Origin of the sequence: Sphingomonas sp. (genome assembly GCF_042095875.1) — a bacterium.
GTDB lineage: Bacteria > Pseudomonadota > Alphaproteobacteria > Sphingomonadales > Sphingomonadaceae > Sphingomonas.
This window is the reverse complement of sequence record NZ_JBELMJ010000001.1, coordinates 122,571-138,898: the sequence shown is the minus strand read 5'-3', so window position 1 is coordinate 138,898 and position 16,328 is coordinate 122,571. Positions and strand designations below refer to the sequence as shown.

The following is a 16,328-nucleotide window of genomic DNA, read 5'->3' as shown; positions in this document are numbered from 1 at the left end:
TAACCGCCCCCTCGGACACGTTGTCGCCCGCGCACTTCGTGTCTATCGACACCAAATGGCCGATCCGCGGATCATCGACATTCAGCTCGACGAGGGCACGATCCTGTGGCGCTCGGCCGATATCGAGCAGGAGCGCCGGATCGCGATCTTCGACCTGATCGAGGAGAACCATTTCGCGCCGCAGCGCGCCACGCCGGACAATTACGCCGGCCCGTACCGCGTGCTGCTGTCGGTCGAGGAAGGCCGGCTGGTCATCCAGATCAAGCGCGAGGACGACACCCCGCTCGAGACGCTGATCCTCGGTCTCGCGCGCTTTCGCCGCCCGATCCGCGACTATTTCGCGATCTGCGACAGCTACTTCCAAGCGATCCGCCAGTCGACCCCGGCGCAGATCGAGACGGTCGACATGGCGCGCCGCGGCATCCACAACGACGCGGCCGAGCTGCTGAAGGAACGGCTCGACGGCAAGATCGCGATCGACTTCGACACCGCGCGCCGCCTGTTCACGCTCATCTGCGTCCTCCACATCAAGGCTTGAGTTCTATGTTCCCCGAAGAAGCGAGCGGCGACGCAACCCGGCTGATCGCCGCCGCGCGCGACGCCGCGCGCCACGCCCACGCGCCCTACTCGCGCTTCGCGGTCGGCGCGGCGGTGCTGCTGAGCGACGGCAGCGTCGTCACCGGGGCGAACGTCGAGAATGCGAGCTACGGCCTGTCGCTGTGCGCCGAGACCGTCGCGATCGCGAGCGTGTCGGCGCAGGGACGGCTGCGCGACGTGGTCGCGGTCGGGGTGATCGGCGGCGCGATGGACGCGGCGGGCCGCGCCACCGGGCACGATCCGGTGCGCCCCTGCGGCCGCTGTCGACAGGTCATCAACGAGGCAGCGCAACTCGGCCGCCGCGACGTGGTGGTGCATTGCGCCGGCGCCGAAGGACCGGCAATCGCGAGCTACCGTCTGTCCGAACTCCTGCCCGACGCGTTCGGACCGGCCGACCTCGGCATCGACTAGGTCGACATCGACGACGCGGGTATCGGAAAAAAGGTCAGCGACCCTGAGACATTGATCGGGATCAAGGCGCCGCCGCGCGAAGCCTCTATCTAACCACCGGCGCATGTTCTGCGCGCATACGGGTTCAGACCGGGGTGGGAATAGATGCAGCAGAGCGCCTTGCTCACCAAAATGGCAAGTCTGGTCACGTTGACGGACGAGGATCGCCGCGCGCTGGAGGCGCTGTCGATCGACGAGGTGCCGGTCGCGCGGCGGCGCGCGCTGCTGACGCAGGGCGCGCGACCTGACCACTTCCACGTGCTGCTGTCCGGCTGGGCGGCACGCTACGAGGTGCGCGCCGACGGCTCGCGCCGGATCACCGGCTTCATGCTGCCGGGCGACTTCTGCGGCATACACGCGATCTGTCACGCGTCGATGGATCACGCGATCATCGCGATCACCGACTGCGTCGTCGGTCGGCTCGACGCCGCGGCCGTGGACGCGGTCGCCGCGCGACAGCCGGCGATCAACCAGGCGATCTGGCGCGCCAAGCTGATCGACGAGGCGGTGTTGCGCAAATGGCTGCTGTTCTCGACCGACGCCTACCAGAGCGTCGCGCACCTCTTGTGCGAACTCTACGTCCGCGCCTCGACCGTCGGGCTCGCGGCGCGCGGCCGGTGCCGTTTGCCGCTGACGCAGGAGGAGATCGGCGACGCGCTGGGCATCACGGCCGTCCACACCAACCGCGTCATCCAGCGGCTCAGGAACGAGCGGGTCATCGACCTGTCGCAGCACGAGCTCACGGTCCTCGACGCCCCCGCCCTCACCCGCGCCGCCGCGTTCGACCGATCCTATCTCGCCCCGTGGATCGCCGGCGAGCCGAGCGCGTCGCTAGACTGAACGGGATCGGGGTGCGCCCCCCCTGTCGGCAGAGAGGCCGGCGGGGATCGTCCGAGTCTCAAGCTTCATCCTTGGCGCCGATGCGGCCATGACGAGCGAGCGATGATGCTCGCGGCATCATCTCGACCGTGAATGCCTCGAAAAGACTGTCCTAAAGCGGCGGATCGTCGCTACGCTGAACCTTTTTGCATGTGGCGCTGAGTCGGAGTGATCTCGCCAGCACTGCGGGCCGTCTTGGCCTCACTTTCGACTAACCTTCCGATCCGCGATCGTCAGGCACCAGTCAGCAGGCGCTCCGCCACCGTCGATTTCACAAGTTGTTGACCCGGCTCTCTGCCTGCGGTCGGCCACCGAGGGGTGGTACGGGCGGTCGGGCTCGAACCGACACTCTGTCTCCAGAACCAGATTTTGAGTCTAGCGCGTCTACCAATTCCACCACGCCCGCGTGGATGACGCTCCTCTGGCAGGCAAAATGGCCGGCGTCCAGACGGTTTGTGCCACCGCCCGCCCGGCCACGGCTCAGCGCTTGAACGCCGCCGCGCCGAACCGCTTGACCGTCGGCTGCGCGTCGCCGGGCGCCTTGCGCGCGCGCTGCGGATCGATCTCGCGATCGAAGGCGACGCCCGCCCGACCCTCGATCTGCCACGCGATCCGCCCCGCAATCCAGCCGAGCCCGCGAACATCGACCTCGACGTTGCCCTCCGGCGCGATCGGGAACGGCAGCTCGACCATCAGTCCGCCCGCCGACAGATTGCGCACGCGCACCTCGACCGGCGCCCCGCCGCCGACGCGCAGCTGCGCCATCAGGAAAAGGCTGTCGCGTCCGCGCGTCGCAGGGGTGCCGGCGTTGACGCCGGGGTCGTGCTCGAACACGCTTTTTCCCAAATGCTCCATTGATCCCACCGCCTGCCGGTCTCCCTGCCGCCTTACCGGCGCGGCGGTAAAGAAGCGCTTACCATCGCCGGTGTGCCGTCACCAGCGCGCCGTCACCGGTACGCCATCAATCGTCGCGCGACACCTTCTCGTTGCGCTCGTGACGCTCCTGCGCCTCGACCGTCATCGTCGCGATCGGCCGCGCTTCCAGCCGTTGCAGGCTGATTGGCTCGCCCGTCACCTCGCAGTAACCGTACTCGCCCTCCTCCAACCGGCGGAGCGCCGCGTCGATCTTCGACACCAGCTTGCGTTGCCGGTCGCGGGTCCGCAGCTCGATCGACCAATCGGTCTCGCTCGACGCGCGGTCGGTCAGGTCGGGCTCGCGCAGCGAGTCTATCTGCAGCTGCGACAGCGTGCCCAGGCTCTCGCGCAGGATCGCTTCTTTCCAATCGTACAGCTTCTGGCGGAAATACGCCTGCTGGCGCGGGTTCATGAACGCTTCGTTGGCGCTGGGCCGATAGTCGGCGTCGACGTCCGTTGCGCCCGTAAATTCATCAATACGATTCAACACCGTAGCCATCGACACTCTCCCGCCTGCGCGCCAGGAATGATCGTCAACACCGCCCGTGCGCCCCCTGGCGGGGCCTATAACCGCGGCCGTACATAACGACAAGCGAACAGCACGTTTTCCGTACGATCATGTCGATGACGCCGTCCTGAACGAAATGGGACGGAGATCGGCCGAACAGTCCCAGCCTGACACGTTAACCATGATCCGGGCGTGCGGCGGGCGATACAAAGCGCGCCGGGCGTGACAATGGTGGTTAACGGCGTTGCACTTAAAGCTTTGTTCGGCACTTTAGCGGCATGGGCGGAGCGCAAGCGCTGCTTTGGATTTCGCGACGGTTCGCTTCGTCGCCAACGAGAGAGTGATGGCATGTCTGTACGGATGGCCTTGGCAAAACTTTGCGCGTGCACGTGCGGTGGCGCGCTGATCGGTGGTGGCGCGGTGCACGTGGCGGAAACGTCCAAGCACCGCACCGCCTATGCCAAGAAGGCGACGCACCGCGTCGTTCGCCGCAGCTACAGCAGCAAGGGCCGCGTGCGTCGCATCGTGCGCAGCGCCGGCAACAATTGCGCCGCGACGACCGTGACGGTGGCTAGCACCGGCGCGCCGATCCCCGTGCCCCTGCCCGAGCCCGTGCCCGCCTTCGTGGGCGGCGGTGGCGGCGGCTTCGCCCCGGCGATCGGCGGCGGCGGCTTCTACGGCGGCGGCGGCGGTGGCTTCTTCGCCGGCGGCTTCTTCGGCGGATCGGGCGGCAGCAGCGGCAGCAGCGGCGCCATCGTTGTCTCGTCCACCTCCACCTCGTCGTCGACCGGCGGCGCGAAGGTCGAGATCGACAATTCGAACAAGAACGCCATCGACAACTCGAACAAGTCCGAGAACAATCTCGATAACTCGAGCAAGAACGAGAACAACGCCGATAATTCGAGCAAGAACAATAACGACAATTCCAGCAACAACCAGAACCTGAACAACAATCAGAATCAGAATAACAACCACAACAACAATGAGCAGAGCCAGAACCAGGGTCAGAAGCAGGATCAGGACCAGAAGCAGGGTCAGGGCCAAGCGCAGGGTCAGGGTCAGGGTCAGGGTCAGGGTCAGGGCCAGATCAGCTCGACCAGCAGCTCGTCGTCGTCCTACGGCTCGAGCTCGAAGGGCTGGGGGTCGAGCCACGGCTGGAACTCGAGCAACGGTTGGAACAATGGCGGCTGCAAGAACGGGAATTGCGGCGGGACGCCTGGGTCGAGCAACGGCTCGCCCGCGCCGGTGCCGGCCCCGCCGATGATGCTGCTGTTCGGCGCCGCGGCGGCCGCGCTGGTGGCGCGCAAGCGGATGGCGAAGCCCGCGACCAACGCCTGATCCTCACGTCCCGCACCTACGAGAAAGGGGTCGATGCATCGCTGCACCGACCCCTTTTCTCTGTTTACCGTCGATCAGGCCGCGACGAGTGCCTTCTCGATCTCGTCGATCGGGTGACCCGTCAGGTCCTTGTCCAGTTCGCCCGACAGCCGGTTCTCGACCTCCTTGTGATAGTGCTTGCGCAGCTCGCCCAACGTCTTCGGCGGCGCGACCACGATCAGCGAATCGTAATTGTTGGCGAGCGCGCGCTTCTTGAGCAGTTCGGCAGCGTCCGCGGCGAAGCGGTCCTCCTCCAGCTGGTGGAAGTCGGTCTCCGCCATGCTGCCGCGCGAGGGCGCGAACTGCGCGCCGCTGCCGCCACCGTGGCCCGAGCCGCCCTGCGCGACCGGTGGCGCCCCCGGCCCCGACTGCGTCGACGAGGAACCACCCGCAGCATCGGTCTTCTGATCCCGATTGGCCGGGTTCACCTGTTCGCGCGCGGTCTCGACCACCAGGTTCGGGTATTCCGCGTCGCCCTCGTTGCGAAGGAACAAGAGCTTGCGGCCGTCGGCTACCAGCACGACGGAATTGTGGGGGACCTGCATCGCGTTCTCCTTTGATAGCACCCCTGTTCAACGCAGGCCCGCCCGCGCAGGTTGCGCCGCACGGGTTGCACCGTCCGAAGCCGGTTGCCATAGCCCGCTCACCATGCACGACATCCGCCTGATCCGGGACGATCCCGCCGCCTTCGACGACGCCATGCACAAGCGAAGCGTCGCCGCGTCGGCCGAGCGGATCGTCGCGCTCGACCAGCAACGCCGCGCATTGATCACCGAGGCGCAGACCGCGCAGGCGCGCCGCAACGAGGCGTCGAAGGCGATCGGCGCGGCCAAGGCGCAGCGCGACGAGCCGCGCGCCGCCGACCTGATGGCCGAGGTTGCGACACTCAAGGCTCGCCTGCCCGAGATCGAGGCGGAGGAAGCGCGGCTCGGAGCCGATCTCGACGCGCTGCTAGCCGGCCTGCCCAACGTGCCCGCCGCCGACGTGCCGGTCGGCGCGGACGAGGACGACAATCTGCTGGTGCACGAGCGCGGCACGCGCCCGGCGTTCGACTTTCCGGCGCGCGAGCACGACGCGATCGGCCCCGCGCTGGGCCTTGACTTCGAGACGGGGGTGAAGCTCGCTGGTGCGCGCTTCACGCTGGTGCGCGGCGCCGCGGCGAAGCTGCAGCGCGCGCTCGGCCAGTTCATGCTCGACCACGTCACCGCGGCCGGCTTTGAGCAGGTGATCCCACCCGTCATGGTGCGCGACGAGGCGATGTTCGGCACCGGGCAGCTGCCCAAGTTCGCGGAGGACCTGTTCCAGACGACCGACGGTCGCTGGCTGATCCCGACCGCGGAGGTGAGCCTGACGAACATCGTACGCGAGCAGATTTTGAGCGAGGCGGAACTGCCGCTGCGTTTCACCGCGCTGACGCCCTGCTTTCGCTCGGAGGCGGGGTCGGCGGGTCGCGACACGCGCGGCTACATCCGCCAGCACCAGTTCGACAAGGTCGAGATGGTGTCAATCGTGAAACCCGACCGATCGGAGGCCGAGCACGAGCGGATGACCGCGACCGCAGAGGGCGTGCTCGACGCGCTCGGCCTCGCCTATCGCCGGATGAAGCTGTGCACCGGCGACATGGGCTTCACCGCCGCGCGCACCTATGACCTGGAGGTCTGGCTGCCGGGGCAGGACCGCTACCGCGAGATCTCGTCCTGTTCGACCTGCACCGACTTTCAGGCGCGTCGCATGAACGCGCGCTACCGGCCCGAGGGCGAGAAGGCAACGCGCTTCGTCCACACGCTCAACGGATCGGGGCTGGCGGTAGGGCGGACTCTGGTCGCGGTGCTGGAGAATTATCAGCAGGCGGACGGTTCGGTCGCGGTGCCCACGGTGCTGCAACCCTATCTGGGCGGCGTCGACCGATTGAGCCCGCGCTGATGCGCATCCTGCTCTCCAACGACGACGGCTATCATGCCCCCGGGCTCGCGGTGCTGGAGAAGATCGCCGCCGCGCTGTCCGACGACGTGTGGATCGTCGCGCCGTCCGAGGAACAGTCGGGGACCGGACGCTCGCTGACGCTCACCCGGCCGTTGCGGGTCCGCAAGTTCGCCGACCGGCGCTTCGCCGTCTCGGGCACGCCGACCGACGCGGTGATGATCGCGCTGGCCGAGTTGATGGACGGCGCGCCCGACCTGATCCTGTCGGGGGTCAACCGTGGCGGCAATCTGGCCGAGGACGTGATGTATTCGGGCACCGTCTCGGCGGCGATGGAGGGTGCGCTCGCGGGCATCCGCTCGATCGCACTCAGCCAACGCTACGGCGCGCTTGAACCCGGCGACGACGTGTCGTTCGCGGTCGCCGAGGCATGAGGCGTTCGCGCGATCCGACCCTTGGTCGACATGGATTGGGCGCCGCGCACCGTCGTCAACGTCAATTTCCCGGCCGGCGAACCCGGCGAGGTGCGCGGGATCAAGGCCGTTCGCCAGGGGCTGCGCGATTACGGCCGCGTGCGGTTCGAGACGCGCAAGGACTCGCGCGGCTTCGACTATCACTGGCTCGCGCTCGGCAGCATCGCGACCGCGTCCAGCGGCAACACCGATCTGGCGCAGGTCGCCGACGGGTGGATCACCGTCACGCCGTTGCACCTGGACCTGACTCACGAGGCGTCGCTCGCCTCGCTCACGCGCGCGTACGACGAGGAGTGACGAGATGAAGCGGGTCGCGCTGGCGGGGTGCATCCTCCTCATCGGCGGCACGCAAGCGGGCTGTATCCCCGGCGGCGTCGACAGCGGACCATACGACACCGCGCCACCGCCCGCGCGCGCGGACGACCGCTGGTCGCGCCAGCGCGACGGCGATTACCCGCCACGCGGTGACGAGCGGCCGGGCGGGCGCGACAATCGGGCGACAGCACCGCTCCCGCGCGACCTGCCCGCCGCCGATCGCAGCGTCGCCGCCCGCACCGTGATCGACAGGCAGACCGGCGTCGCGCAGCTGCCCGCCCCCGCCCCCGCCTGGGAGGCCCGGCCGGTCCAGGCCGACGCGACCGAGGTCGCGACGCAGGACTATGAGGTCGCCGCCGGCGACACGCTGAGCCGTATCGCCGACCGCACGGGCGCAGCGGACGAGGCGATCGCGCGCGCGAACGACCTGGTCGCGCCCTACACGATCCGCGTTGGGCAGCGTCTGACGATCCCCGGCGGGCGCTATCACCTCGTCCGCGCCGGCCAGACCGGCATCGCGATCGCGCGCGCCTACGGCGTGCCGTGGTCGCAGGTGATCGCCGCCAACCAGCTCGCCGAGCCTTACACGCTGCGCACCGGGCAGCGCATGCTGATCCCGGGCGAGCCGACCCGCACCGTGTCGGCGGCGCAGCGCGCCGCAGCCTTCACGCTCGACGTCGATTCGATCCTGACCGGTGGCGAGCCCGCGGTCGCGATCAATCAGGCGCCCGCCAGGCCCGTCGCCACGACGCGCCGCGTCCTCGCCGCCACCACGCCCGTCGCCGCCCCGATCGGCACGCCCGGCCAGTTCGCCTGGCCGGTCGCGGGGCAGCTCGTTCGCCGCTTCGGCCCCGGCGGCTCGGGCGAGCGCAACGACGGGATCAAGATCGCGGCGCCGCTGCAGACGCCGGTCAAGGCCACCGCCGACGGCACCGTCGCTTATGTCGGTGACGGGATCGCGGCGCTGGGGGGGCTCGTCATCGTTCGCCACGGTAACGGCTGGACCTCGGTCTACGGCCACGCCAGCAAGCTGCTGGTCCAGCGCGGACAGGCGGTGAAGAAGGGGCAGACGATCGCGCTGTCGGGCGACACCGGCTTCGCCGACCGCCCCGAGCTGCACTTCGAGCTGCGTCGCGGTCGCACGCCGGTCGACCCGACGACGCAGCTGCCACGTAGATAGTAGCAGTTCGGGCATGGGTGATGCTAAGCGCCCCGCCGACATGACCGATTACACGTCCGATCTGCTCCGCACGCTTTCCGCCCGTGGCTACATCCACCAGGCGACCGACGCCGCCGCGCTCGATGCGCTCGCGGCGCGGCAGGTGGTGCCGGGCTATATCGGCTTCGACCCGACCGCGCCCTCGCTCCACGTCGGCAATCTCGTCTCGGTGATGATGCTCAGGCGCATGCAGCAGACCGGGCACAAGCCGATCGTGCTGATGGGCGGCGGCACTGGCAAGATCGGCGATCCGAGCTTCAAGGACGAGGCACGCAAGCTGTCGTCGCAAGAGGTGATCGATACCAACATCGCGGGCATCCAGCGCATCTTCGACCGCTTCCTGACCTTCGGCGATGGCGAGACCGACGCGGTGATGGTCAACAATGCCGAGTGGCTCGACAAGCTCGAGTATATCCCGTTCCTGCGCGAGGTCGGGCAGCATTTCTCGGTCAACCGGATGCTCGGGTTCGACTCGGTCAAGCTCCGGCTCGACCGCGAGCAGTCGCTCAGCTTCCTCGAATTCAACTACATGATCCTGCAGGGCTACGACTTCGCCGAGCTGCACCGCCGCCGCGGCGTGCGGTTGCAGATGGGCGGGTCGGACCAGTGGGGCAACATCGTCAACGGCGTCGACCTCGCGCGGCGGATGGACGGCGCGGAGGTGTACGGGCTCACCACGCCGCTGCTGACCAAGGCTGATGGCTCGAAGATGGGCAAGTCGGTCGACGGCGCGGTGTGGCTCCACGAGGATCAGCTGCCGCATTTCAACTACTGGCAATTCTGGCGCAACACCGACGACCGCGACGTCGGGCGCTTCCTGCGGCTGTTCACCGACCTGCCGCTGGGCGAAATCGAACGATTGGAGGCGCTGGGCGGCGCCGAGATCAACGAAGCGAAGAAGGTACTCGCCAACGAGGCGACCGCGCTGTGCCGCGGGCGCGCCGCAGCCGACGAGGCGTCGGAGACGGCGCGGCGCACCTTCGAGGAGGGCGCGAGCGGCGCGGCGCTGCCGTCGATCACCGCGTCGGGCGCGATCGCGCTGGTCGACGCGCTGGTCGCGCTCGGCTTCGCGGGCTCGAAGGGCGAGGCACGCCGCCTTGTAAAGGGCGGCGGCGCGCGCGTGGGCGGCGAGAAGGTCGGTGACGAGGCAGCCGTGGTGACGATCGGCGCGGAGCCGGTCCGCGTCTCGGCGGGCAAGAAGCACCACGGGATGATCAATCCCGCCTGATCGCCGGTCCGATCAGCCGCGTCGCACCACCACCGCGCCCAGGATCACCAGCGCGACGCCGACCAGCCGCGCCGGGGTGATCGCTTGCTGCGGCAGCCCGAGCAGCCCGAAGCGGTCGACAATCATCGCGGTGACGAGCTGGCTCGCGATCGCCGCGGTCAGCGTTACCGCCAATCCGAGCCGCGGCGACGCGAAGGCGAGCGCGGCGACGAACGCCGCGCCGTAGAACCCGCCTAGCCACGCCCACCAGGGTGCGGCCCTGGTGGCGGACAAGGGCGTCCAGTCGAACAGCCACACCACCATCAGCGCCGCGGTGCCGACCGCGAACGAGATCAGCGCGGCGAGCCACACCGATCCCGACGCCTTGGCGAGCGCGGCGTTGGTCGGCGGTTGAAGCGCGACGCCGATGCCGGCCAGCAGCACGGCCAAGATCGGGAACAGGGTCTGCACCCGCCTCTCCTCAGCCCGACCGGAGCAGTTGCACACCCTGATCGCGATCGAACAGGTAGAGCGCGACGCGCGCCGCCTGCCCGCGCGCGCCCGCCAGCCCACCGTCGCGGTCGATCAGCAGCCGCGTGTCGTCGGTCGCCGAAGGGAGGAGTTCTCCCAGCAGTTCGGGCGTCGCGAGCCGGAACACCGCCTCGCCCGATTGGCGCGTGCCCAGCATCTCGCCGCCGCCGCGCAGCCGCAAATCCTCCTCGGCGATGCGAAATCCGTCGTTGGTCTCGCGCATCAGCGCGAGCCGCGCGCGCGCCGTCTCGCTCAGCGCCGAACCGCGCAGCAGCAGGCACACCGACTTGCCCCCGCCGCGCCCGACGCGGCCGCGCAGCTGGTGGAGCTGCGCCAGACCGAAGCGGTCGGCGTGCTCGATCACGATCAGCGTCGCGTTGGGTACGTCGACGCCGACCTCGATCACCGTGGTCGCGACCAGCACGCCCAGCTCGCCGCCCGCGAACCGCGCCATCACCGCGTCCTTCTCGGCCGGCTTCATGCGACCGTGGACCAGCCCGACGCGCGCGCCGAACCGCGCCACCAGCGTCTCGGCGCGCGCTTCGGCGGCCTGCAGGTCGCTCGTCTCGCTCTCCTCAATCAGCGGGCAGACCCAGTACGCCTGTTTGCCCTCCGACAGGTGACGGCCGAGCGCGTTGACAACCTCGTCGGTCCGTTCCTCCGACATGACGCGCGTCTCGATCGGCTCACGTCCCGGCGGCATCTCGTCCAGCTGGCTCTGGTCCATCTCACCGTAGCGCGCGAGCGTCAGCGTCCGCGGGATCGGCGTCGCGGTCATCGCCAGCACGTGCGGCGGCACGTGCCCCTTGTCCTGCAACAGCAGCCGCTGCGCGACGCCGAAGCGGTGCTGCTCGTCCACCACGACCAGCCCCAGGTCCTTGTACCCGACCGCCTCCTGGAAGATCGCGTGCGTGCCGACCAGCAGGTCGATCGACCCGTCGGCGAGCCCCATCAGCGTCGCCTCGCGCGCGCGTCCCTTGTCGCGCCCGGTCAGCACCGCGACCTCGACCGGCAACCCGGCGAGCAGCCGCCGCAGCGACGCGTAATGCTGCCGCGCCAGGATTTCGGTTGGTGCGAGCATCGCGCCCTGCGCCCCCGCCTCGACCGCGATCAGCAGCGCCATCAGCGCGACGAGCGTCTTGCCCGCGCCGACGTCGCCTTGCAGCAGCCGCAGCATCGGGGCCGATTGCGCCAGGTCGCCCTCGATCTCGCGCACCGTCCGCGACTGCGCGCCCGTCGGCGCGTACGGCAGCCGCAGCATGTCGCGCAGGCGCCCGTCCCCCGCCAGCGCGCGCCCGCGCCGCCGCCGCGTATCCGCGCGCACGATCGACAAGGCGAGCTGATTGGCAAACACCTCGTCGAAGGCGAGCCGCGCGCGCGCCGTCGTATCCGCCGGGTCGGCGTGGACGCGCGCGACCGCCTCGTGCCAGTCGGGCCAGTCGTGTCTCGCCTTCAGGCTCGGCTCGATCCATTCGGGAAGGCTCGGCACGCGCGTCAGCGCCTGCGCGACCAGCGCGGCGATCCGCTTCGACGTGATCCCTTCCGACAAGGGGTAGATCGCCTCGCGCTCGCGGATCGCGTCGCCGTCCTCGATCGGCTCGGGATGCACCATCTGCAGCTGATCGCCGTACTGCTCCAGCTTGCCCGACACGCGCCTGGCATCGCCGATCGGGAACAGCTTCTTCGCCCAACCCGACGACCCGCCGAAGAAGGTCAGACTGACGTAATTGCCGTGCGCGTCGGTCGCCTGCACGCGCGTCGGCGCGCGCGGCGAGCTGCTGGTGCGATAGTCGCGCGCCGTCAGCGTGATGACGATCGTGCGACCGACGTCGCCCTGCATCAACTCGTCACGCGGCAGCCGGTCGATCCACCCGCTCGGCAAATGGAATAGCAGGTCGATGACGCGCGCGATCCGCAATCGCTCGAGCGGGCGCGCCAGTGCCTGCCCGACACCTTTCAGCGACGTGACCTCGGCGAACAGCGGATTGAGGATATCGGGGCGCATGACTACATGCGCTGACCTAGTTACACGCTCCCCGACTTGCCAGAGAAAGCGTCGGGCCCGGGCAAACCTTCCTTCACGCGGAGCGCGCGCGCATGACCGACCCGACGACCGATCAGGACATCCGCATCAAGCGCCTGCGCTTCCGCGCGTGGCACCGCGGCACGCGCGAGGCCGATCTGATGATCGGCGGCTATTTCGACGCGCATCACGAGCGCTGGAGCGCGGACGAGCTCGCCTGGTTTGAGGCACTGCTGGAGGAGCAGGACGTCGACATCATGGGCTGGGCGATCGGCTCGATCGCCTGCCCGCCGCAGTGGAACGGACCGATGATGCAGGGCATGCGTTCGCTCGACTTCGTCCAACTCCCCTGACCCTCACGCCCCACCACAGACGGATAGCCGCCACTTGCCCGACTTGAAGACGATCCTCGACGCCACCGTACCGCTGACCTTGTCGGGCGTGCCGTCGGGGTTTCTGCCCTCGCTCCTCGCCGACATTGCGCGCGCGGCGCACCTGCGCGCCGTCTACGTCGCGGCGGACGAGGCGCAGATGCGCGCGGTGGCGGCGACCGCGACCTGGTTCGCGCCCGAGCTGGAGATCGTCCAGCTGCCCGCGTGGGACTGCCTACCCTACGACCGCGCCTCGCCGACGCTGCGCATCATGGCGGAGCGAATCGGCGCACTCCACCGGTTGCAGGCCAAGCCCAAAGGCCCGCAGCTCCTTCTCACCACCGTCAACGCCGCGACGCAGCGCACGCTGACCCCGTTCCGCATCCGGCAGCTCGTCGCCGAGTTGAAACCCGGCGCGCGGATCGACCGCGACAAGCTTGCCGCGCTGTTGCAGGCGAACGGCTACGTCCGCACCGACACCGTCCACGACCAGGGCGAATATGCGGTGCGCGGCGGCATCGTCGACCTGTTCCCGAGCGGCGAGGAACAGGCGCTCAGGCTCGACTTCTTCGGCGACGAGATCGAGACCGTCCGCACCTTCGACCCCGCCGATCAGCGCACGACCGGCCGCGTCGATGGCTTCGTCCTACTGCCCGCGTCCGAGGCGCTGCTAGACGAGGACAGCGTCAAGCGCTTTCGCACCCGCTACCGCGAGAAGTTCGGCGCCACCGCGACCGGCGATCCGCTGTATCAGGCGGTCAGCGACGGGCGACGGCTGGCGGGCATGGAGCATTGGCTGCCGCTGTTCGAGGACAAGCTCGCGACGCTCTGGGATCACCTCGGCGACGCGGTCGTCGTGCGCGACAGCGGTGCGCCTGCAGCGGCCGAGGCGCGGCTGGAGGCGATCGCAGACTATTACGAGAACCGGAAGCGTGCCGAGGCGGCCGAGCCCGGCAGCTACCGCGCGCTGCCCGCCAAGACGCTCTACCTCGACGCCGAGGAATGGCAGGCGGAGGTCACCGCCGCGCCCGCGCACCTGATCTCTCCCTTCCACGAGCCGCCATCGGCGCGCGTGCTCGACTTCGAGGTCGACGGCCCGCGCGACTTCGCGCCCGAGCGCGCCAACCAGGCCAACGTCTACGAGGCGGTGGTCGCGCACGTCGCCAGGCTGCGCAAGGAAGGCCGCAAGGCCATCCTCGCCAGCTACTCGATCGGCGCGCGCGAGCGGTTGAAGAGCCTGCTGGAGGACCACGACCTCACCGGCGCGCGCCTCGCCGACACGTGGCAGGAGGCGCTGGGCGCGGCCGAGCGCGGCGTCGCGCTGACCGTCGTCGCACTCGATCACGGCTTCACCGCGCCGGGCGTCGCGGTGCTGACCGAGCAGGACATGCTCGGCGACCGGCTGGTCCGCCGTGCCAAGCGACGCAAGTCGGCCGACGCGTTCCTCGCCGAACTGGCGACGCTCTCGCCCGGCGATCTGGTCGTGCACAGCGACCACGGGATCGGCCGTTACGAAGGGCTGATGCAGATACCCGTCGGCAAGGCACCGCACGACTGCGTGGCCTTGAGCTACGCCGGCGGCGACAAGCTCTACGTGCCGGTCGAGAACCTCGAGGTGCTGTCGCGCTATGGCAGCGGCGAGGAAGGTGCGACGCTCGACAAGCTGGGCGGTGAGGCGTGGCAGCGGCGCAAGAGCCGAATGAAGGAGCGCATCCGCGAGATCGCGGGTGAGCTGATCAAGACCGCGGCCGAGCGCGCGCTGCGTCCCGGCGAGGTCGCCGAGCCGGACAGCGCGGGCTACCCCGCCTTTGTCGATCGCTTTCCGTACGAGGAGACCGACGATCAGGATCGCGCGATCGGCGACGTGCTGGCCGATCTGGCGGCGGGCAAGCCGATGGACCGGCTGATCGTCGGCGATGTCGGCTTCGGCAAGACCGAGGTGGCGCTGCGCGCCGCGTTCGTTGCCGCTATGGCGGGGATGCAGGTGGCGGTGATCTGCCCGACCACCTTGCTCGCACGGCAGCATTTCACCAACTTCTCGCAGCGCTTCGAAGGCTTTCCGATCAACATCGGGCGGCTCTCGCGCCTCGTTCCCGCAGCGGAGGCGAAGAAGACCAAGGAGGGGCTGGCGGACGGCACGATCGACATGGTCATCGGCACGCACGCGCTGCTCGCCAAGGGACTCGACTTCAAGCGAATCGGTCTCGTCATCGTCGACGAGGAGCAACGCTTCGGGGTGACGCACAAGGAGCGGTTGAAGGCGCTGCGTGCCGACGTGCACATGCTGACGCTGACGGCTACGCCCATCCCGCGCACGCTCCAGATGGCGATGTCGGGCCTGCGCGAACTGTCGGTGATCCAGACCCCGCCGGTCGATCGCCTCGCGGTGCGCACCTACGTCATGCCGTGGGACCCGGTCGTGCTGCGCGAGGCGCTGCTGCGCGAGCATTACCGCGGCGGGCAGAGCTTCCTCGTCACCCCGCGGATCGCCGACCTGCCCGACATCGAGGAATACCTGCGCAAGGAGGTGCCTGAGATCCGCTTCGTCGTCGCGCACGGCCAGATGAGCCCGACCGAGGTCGAGGAGCGGATGAGCGCATTCTACGACAAGAAGTTCGAGGTGCTCGTCTCCACCTCGATAATCGAGAGCGGCATCGACATCGCCTCGGCGAATACGATGATCGTCAACCGCGCCGACCGCTTCGGCCTCGCGCAGCTCTACCAGCTGCGCGGTCGCGTCGGGCGATCGAAGACGCGCGCCTATGCCTATATGGTCAGCCCGCCCGAGCGCCAGATGACCGAGGCGGCGGACAAGCGCCTGAAGGTGCTCTCCGACCTCGACACGCTCGGCGCCGGGTTCCAGCTCGCTAGCCACGACCTCGACATCCGCGGTGCTGGCAATTTGCTCGGCGACGAGCAGTCCGGACACATCAAGGAGGTCGGCTACGAACTCTACCAGTCGATGCTGGAGGAAGCGATCATGGACGCGAAGGCGGGCGGCTTGCGCGACGCGCCGCGCGACTTCTCGCCGCAGATTACCGTCGACGCGCCGATCCTAATCCCGGAGGAGTACGTCCCCGACCTCGACCTGCGCATGGGGCTGTACCGCCGCCTCAACGACGTCGACGAGCGCGCCGGACTGGACGCCTTCGCCGCCGAGATGATCGACCGCTTCGGCCCGCTGCCCGACGCGACCGACAACCTCGTCAAGATCATGGAGATCAAGCTCAACGCGAAGAAGGCGTGCATCTCCAAGCTCGACGTCGGGCCCAAGGGCGCGTTGGTCGCGTTCCACGACGACAAGCCGCCCAACGTCTCCGGCCTGCTCGCCTATGTCGACAAGCTCGGCCCGATCGCCAAGCTGCGCCCCGACAGCAAGCTCGCGGTCAGCCGCGCTTGGGGCGACCCCAAGGCACGGCTGAACGGCGCGCTGCAATTGTCGAAGGGTCTGGCGAAGGCGGCCGGCTGACTCACCTGTCCTAATCGAGAGACTCGGCAGTGGGGCGACGCGAGTGGGACACCTACTTCTTCAATCCGCTCACG

The 16,328-nt window shown here is 68.9% G+C and carries 14 protein-coding genes, 1 tRNA gene and 1 pseudogene; 10 read left to right on the top strand and 6 right to left on the bottom strand.

Annotated elements, in window-relative coordinates:
* The first annotated feature begins 55 nt into the window (after nucleotides 1-55).
* The 3 genes from ACFDS6_RS00715 to ACFDS6_RS00705 all read left to right on the top strand — a co-directional run bounded on the left by ACFDS6_RS00715 (nucleotide 56) and on the right by ACFDS6_RS00705 (nucleotide 1,887).
* Nucleotides 56-538, top strand: a complete 483-nt coding sequence (locus ACFDS6_RS00715) for a UPF0262 family protein (protein ID WP_375270184.1) — start codon at nucleotides 56-58, stop codon at nucleotides 536-538.
* A 5-nt stretch (nucleotides 539-543) separates the two neighbouring features.
* Nucleotides 544-1,008, top strand: a complete 465-nt coding sequence (locus tag ACFDS6_RS00710; protein ID WP_375270183.1) for a cytidine deaminase — start codon at nucleotides 544-546, stop codon at nucleotides 1,006-1,008.
* Between the two features lie 144 nt (nucleotides 1,009-1,152).
* A complete protein-coding gene (locus tag ACFDS6_RS00705) occupies nucleotides 1,153-1,887 on the top strand; it encodes a Crp/Fnr family transcriptional regulator (RefSeq protein WP_375270182.1) in 735 nt (244 codons plus the stop codon).
* Nucleotides 1,888-2,245: 358 nt separating this feature from the next.
* On the opposite strand, the gene ACFDS6_RS00700 is transcribed toward ACFDS6_RS00705, so the two are convergent.
* From ACFDS6_RS00700 to dksA, 3 genes are all read right to left on the bottom strand, one after another.
* Nucleotides 2,246-2,332, bottom strand: a tRNA-Leu gene (locus ACFDS6_RS00700).
* Between the two features lie 74 nt (nucleotides 2,333-2,406).
* Nucleotides 2,407-2,760: a PilZ domain-containing protein gene (locus ACFDS6_RS00695; RefSeq protein ID WP_375270181.1), complete on the bottom strand. Its 354-nt coding sequence runs from the start codon at nucleotides 2,758-2,760 to the stop codon at nucleotides 2,407-2,409.
* A 127-nt stretch (nucleotides 2,761-2,887) separates the two neighbouring features.
* Nucleotides 2,888-3,340, bottom strand: a complete 453-nt coding sequence (gene dksA, locus ACFDS6_RS00690; protein WP_375270180.1) for an RNA polymerase-binding protein DksA — start codon at nucleotides 3,338-3,340, stop codon at nucleotides 2,888-2,890.
* 357 nt (nucleotides 3,341-3,697) lie between these two features.
* Between dksA and ACFDS6_RS00685 the strand changes: the two genes are divergently transcribed.
* The gene (locus ACFDS6_RS00685; protein ID WP_375270179.1) at nucleotides 3,698-4,687 is read left to right on the top strand and encodes a hypothetical protein; all 990 of its coding nucleotides are present in this window, start codon (nucleotides 3,698-3,700) and stop codon (nucleotides 4,685-4,687) included.
* 74 nt (nucleotides 4,688-4,761) lie between these two features.
* Here ACFDS6_RS00685 and ACFDS6_RS00680 read toward each other — a convergent pair whose 3' ends face one another.
* Entirely contained in the window at nucleotides 4,762-5,271 is a 510-nt protein-coding gene (locus ACFDS6_RS00680) for a host attachment family protein (RefSeq protein ID WP_375270178.1), read from the bottom strand.
* A gap of 103 nt (nucleotides 5,272-5,374) precedes the next feature.
* Between ACFDS6_RS00680 and serS the strand changes: the two genes are divergently transcribed.
* From serS to tyrS, 4 genes and pseudogenes are all read left to right on the top strand, one after another.
* Nucleotides 5,375-6,649 carry a serine--tRNA ligase gene (serS, locus tag ACFDS6_RS00675; RefSeq protein WP_375270177.1) on the top strand — a complete coding sequence of 425 codons (1,275 nt, stop codon included), beginning with the start codon at nucleotides 5,375-5,377 and terminating at the stop codon, nucleotides 6,647-6,649.
* Nucleotides 6,649-7,416, top strand: a pseudogene (gene surE, locus ACFDS6_RS00670) (5'/3'-nucleotidase SurE). The gene serS and the pseudogene surE overlap by 1 nt, the downstream one beginning before the upstream one ends.
* A gap of 4 nt (nucleotides 7,417-7,420) precedes the next feature.
* Complete coding sequence (locus ACFDS6_RS00665) at nucleotides 7,421-8,614, top strand: peptidoglycan DD-metalloendopeptidase family protein (RefSeq protein ID WP_375270176.1); 1,194 nt, start codon at nucleotides 7,421-7,423, stop codon at nucleotides 8,612-8,614.
* Between the two features lie 40 nt (nucleotides 8,615-8,654).
* Nucleotides 8,655-9,881, top strand: coding sequence for a tyrosine--tRNA ligase (gene tyrS, locus ACFDS6_RS00660; protein WP_375270243.1), 1,227 nt, complete (start codon nucleotides 8,655-8,657; stop codon nucleotides 9,879-9,881).
* 12 nt (nucleotides 9,882-9,893) lie between these two features.
* Here the strand turns inward: tyrS and ACFDS6_RS00655 are convergent, their stop codons facing one another.
* Together ACFDS6_RS00655 and recG are read right to left on the bottom strand one after the other, a co-directional pair.
* On the bottom strand, nucleotides 9,894-10,331 hold the full coding sequence (locus tag ACFDS6_RS00655) for a DMT family transporter (RefSeq protein ID WP_375270175.1): 438 nt from the start codon (nucleotides 10,329-10,331) through the stop codon (nucleotides 9,894-9,896).
* 10 nt (nucleotides 10,332-10,341) lie between these two features.
* Entirely contained in the window at nucleotides 10,342-12,396 is a 2,055-nt protein-coding gene (gene recG / locus ACFDS6_RS00650; protein WP_375270174.1) for an ATP-dependent DNA helicase RecG, read from the bottom strand.
* 92 nt (nucleotides 12,397-12,488) lie between these two features.
* Between recG and ACFDS6_RS00645 the strand changes: the two genes are divergently transcribed.
* Together ACFDS6_RS00645 and mfd are read left to right on the top strand one after the other, a co-directional pair.
* On the top strand, nucleotides 12,489-12,767 hold the full coding sequence (locus ACFDS6_RS00645; RefSeq protein ID WP_375270173.1) for a succinate dehydrogenase assembly factor 2: 279 nt from the start codon (nucleotides 12,489-12,491) through the stop codon (nucleotides 12,765-12,767).
* A gap of 34 nt (nucleotides 12,768-12,801) precedes the next feature.
* Nucleotides 12,802-16,254: a transcription-repair coupling factor gene (mfd, locus tag ACFDS6_RS00640; protein ID WP_375270172.1), complete on the top strand. Its 3,453-nt coding sequence runs from the start codon at nucleotides 12,802-12,804 to the stop codon at nucleotides 16,252-16,254.
* Nucleotides 16,255-16,328: the final 74 nt, after the last annotated feature.

What these genes read in the sequence shown, in the direction of transcription:
- ACFDS6_RS00680 (WP_375270178.1), bottom strand. Translation starts at nt 5,271, where the DNA reads ATGCAGGTCCCCCACAATTCCGTCGTGCTGGTAGCCGACGGCCGCAAG.
- ACFDS6_RS00685 (WP_375270179.1), top strand. Translation starts at nt 3,698, where the DNA reads ATGTCTGTACGGATGGCCTTGGCAAAACTTTGCGCGTGCACGTGCGGT.
- dksA (WP_375270180.1), bottom strand. Translation starts at nt 3,340, where the DNA reads ATGGCTACGGTGTTGAATCGTATTGATGAATTTACGGGCGCAACGGAC.
- ACFDS6_RS00645 (WP_375270173.1), top strand. Translation starts at nt 12,489, where the DNA reads ATGACCGACCCGACGACCGATCAGGACATCCGCATCAAGCGCCTGCGC.
- ACFDS6_RS00715 (WP_375270184.1), top strand. Translation starts at nt 56, where the DNA reads ATGGCCGATCCGCGGATCATCGACATTCAGCTCGACGAGGGCACGATC.
- recG (WP_375270174.1), bottom strand. Translation starts at nt 12,396, where the DNA reads ATGCGCCCCGATATCCTCAATCCGCTGTTCGCCGAGGTCACGTCGCTG.
- ACFDS6_RS00710 (WP_375270183.1), top strand. Translation starts at nt 544, where the DNA reads ATGTTCCCCGAAGAAGCGAGCGGCGACGCAACCCGGCTGATCGCCGCC.
- tyrS (WP_375270243.1), top strand. Translation starts at nt 8,655, where the DNA reads ATGACCGATTACACGTCCGATCTGCTCCGCACGCTTTCCGCCCGTGGC.
- ACFDS6_RS00665 (WP_375270176.1), top strand. Translation starts at nt 7,421, where the DNA reads ATGAAGCGGGTCGCGCTGGCGGGGTGCATCCTCCTCATCGGCGGCACG.
- serS (WP_375270177.1), top strand. Translation starts at nt 5,375, where the DNA reads ATGCACGACATCCGCCTGATCCGGGACGATCCCGCCGCCTTCGACGAC.
- ACFDS6_RS00705 (WP_375270182.1), top strand. Translation starts at nt 1,153, where the DNA reads ATGCAGCAGAGCGCCTTGCTCACCAAAATGGCAAGTCTGGTCACGTTG.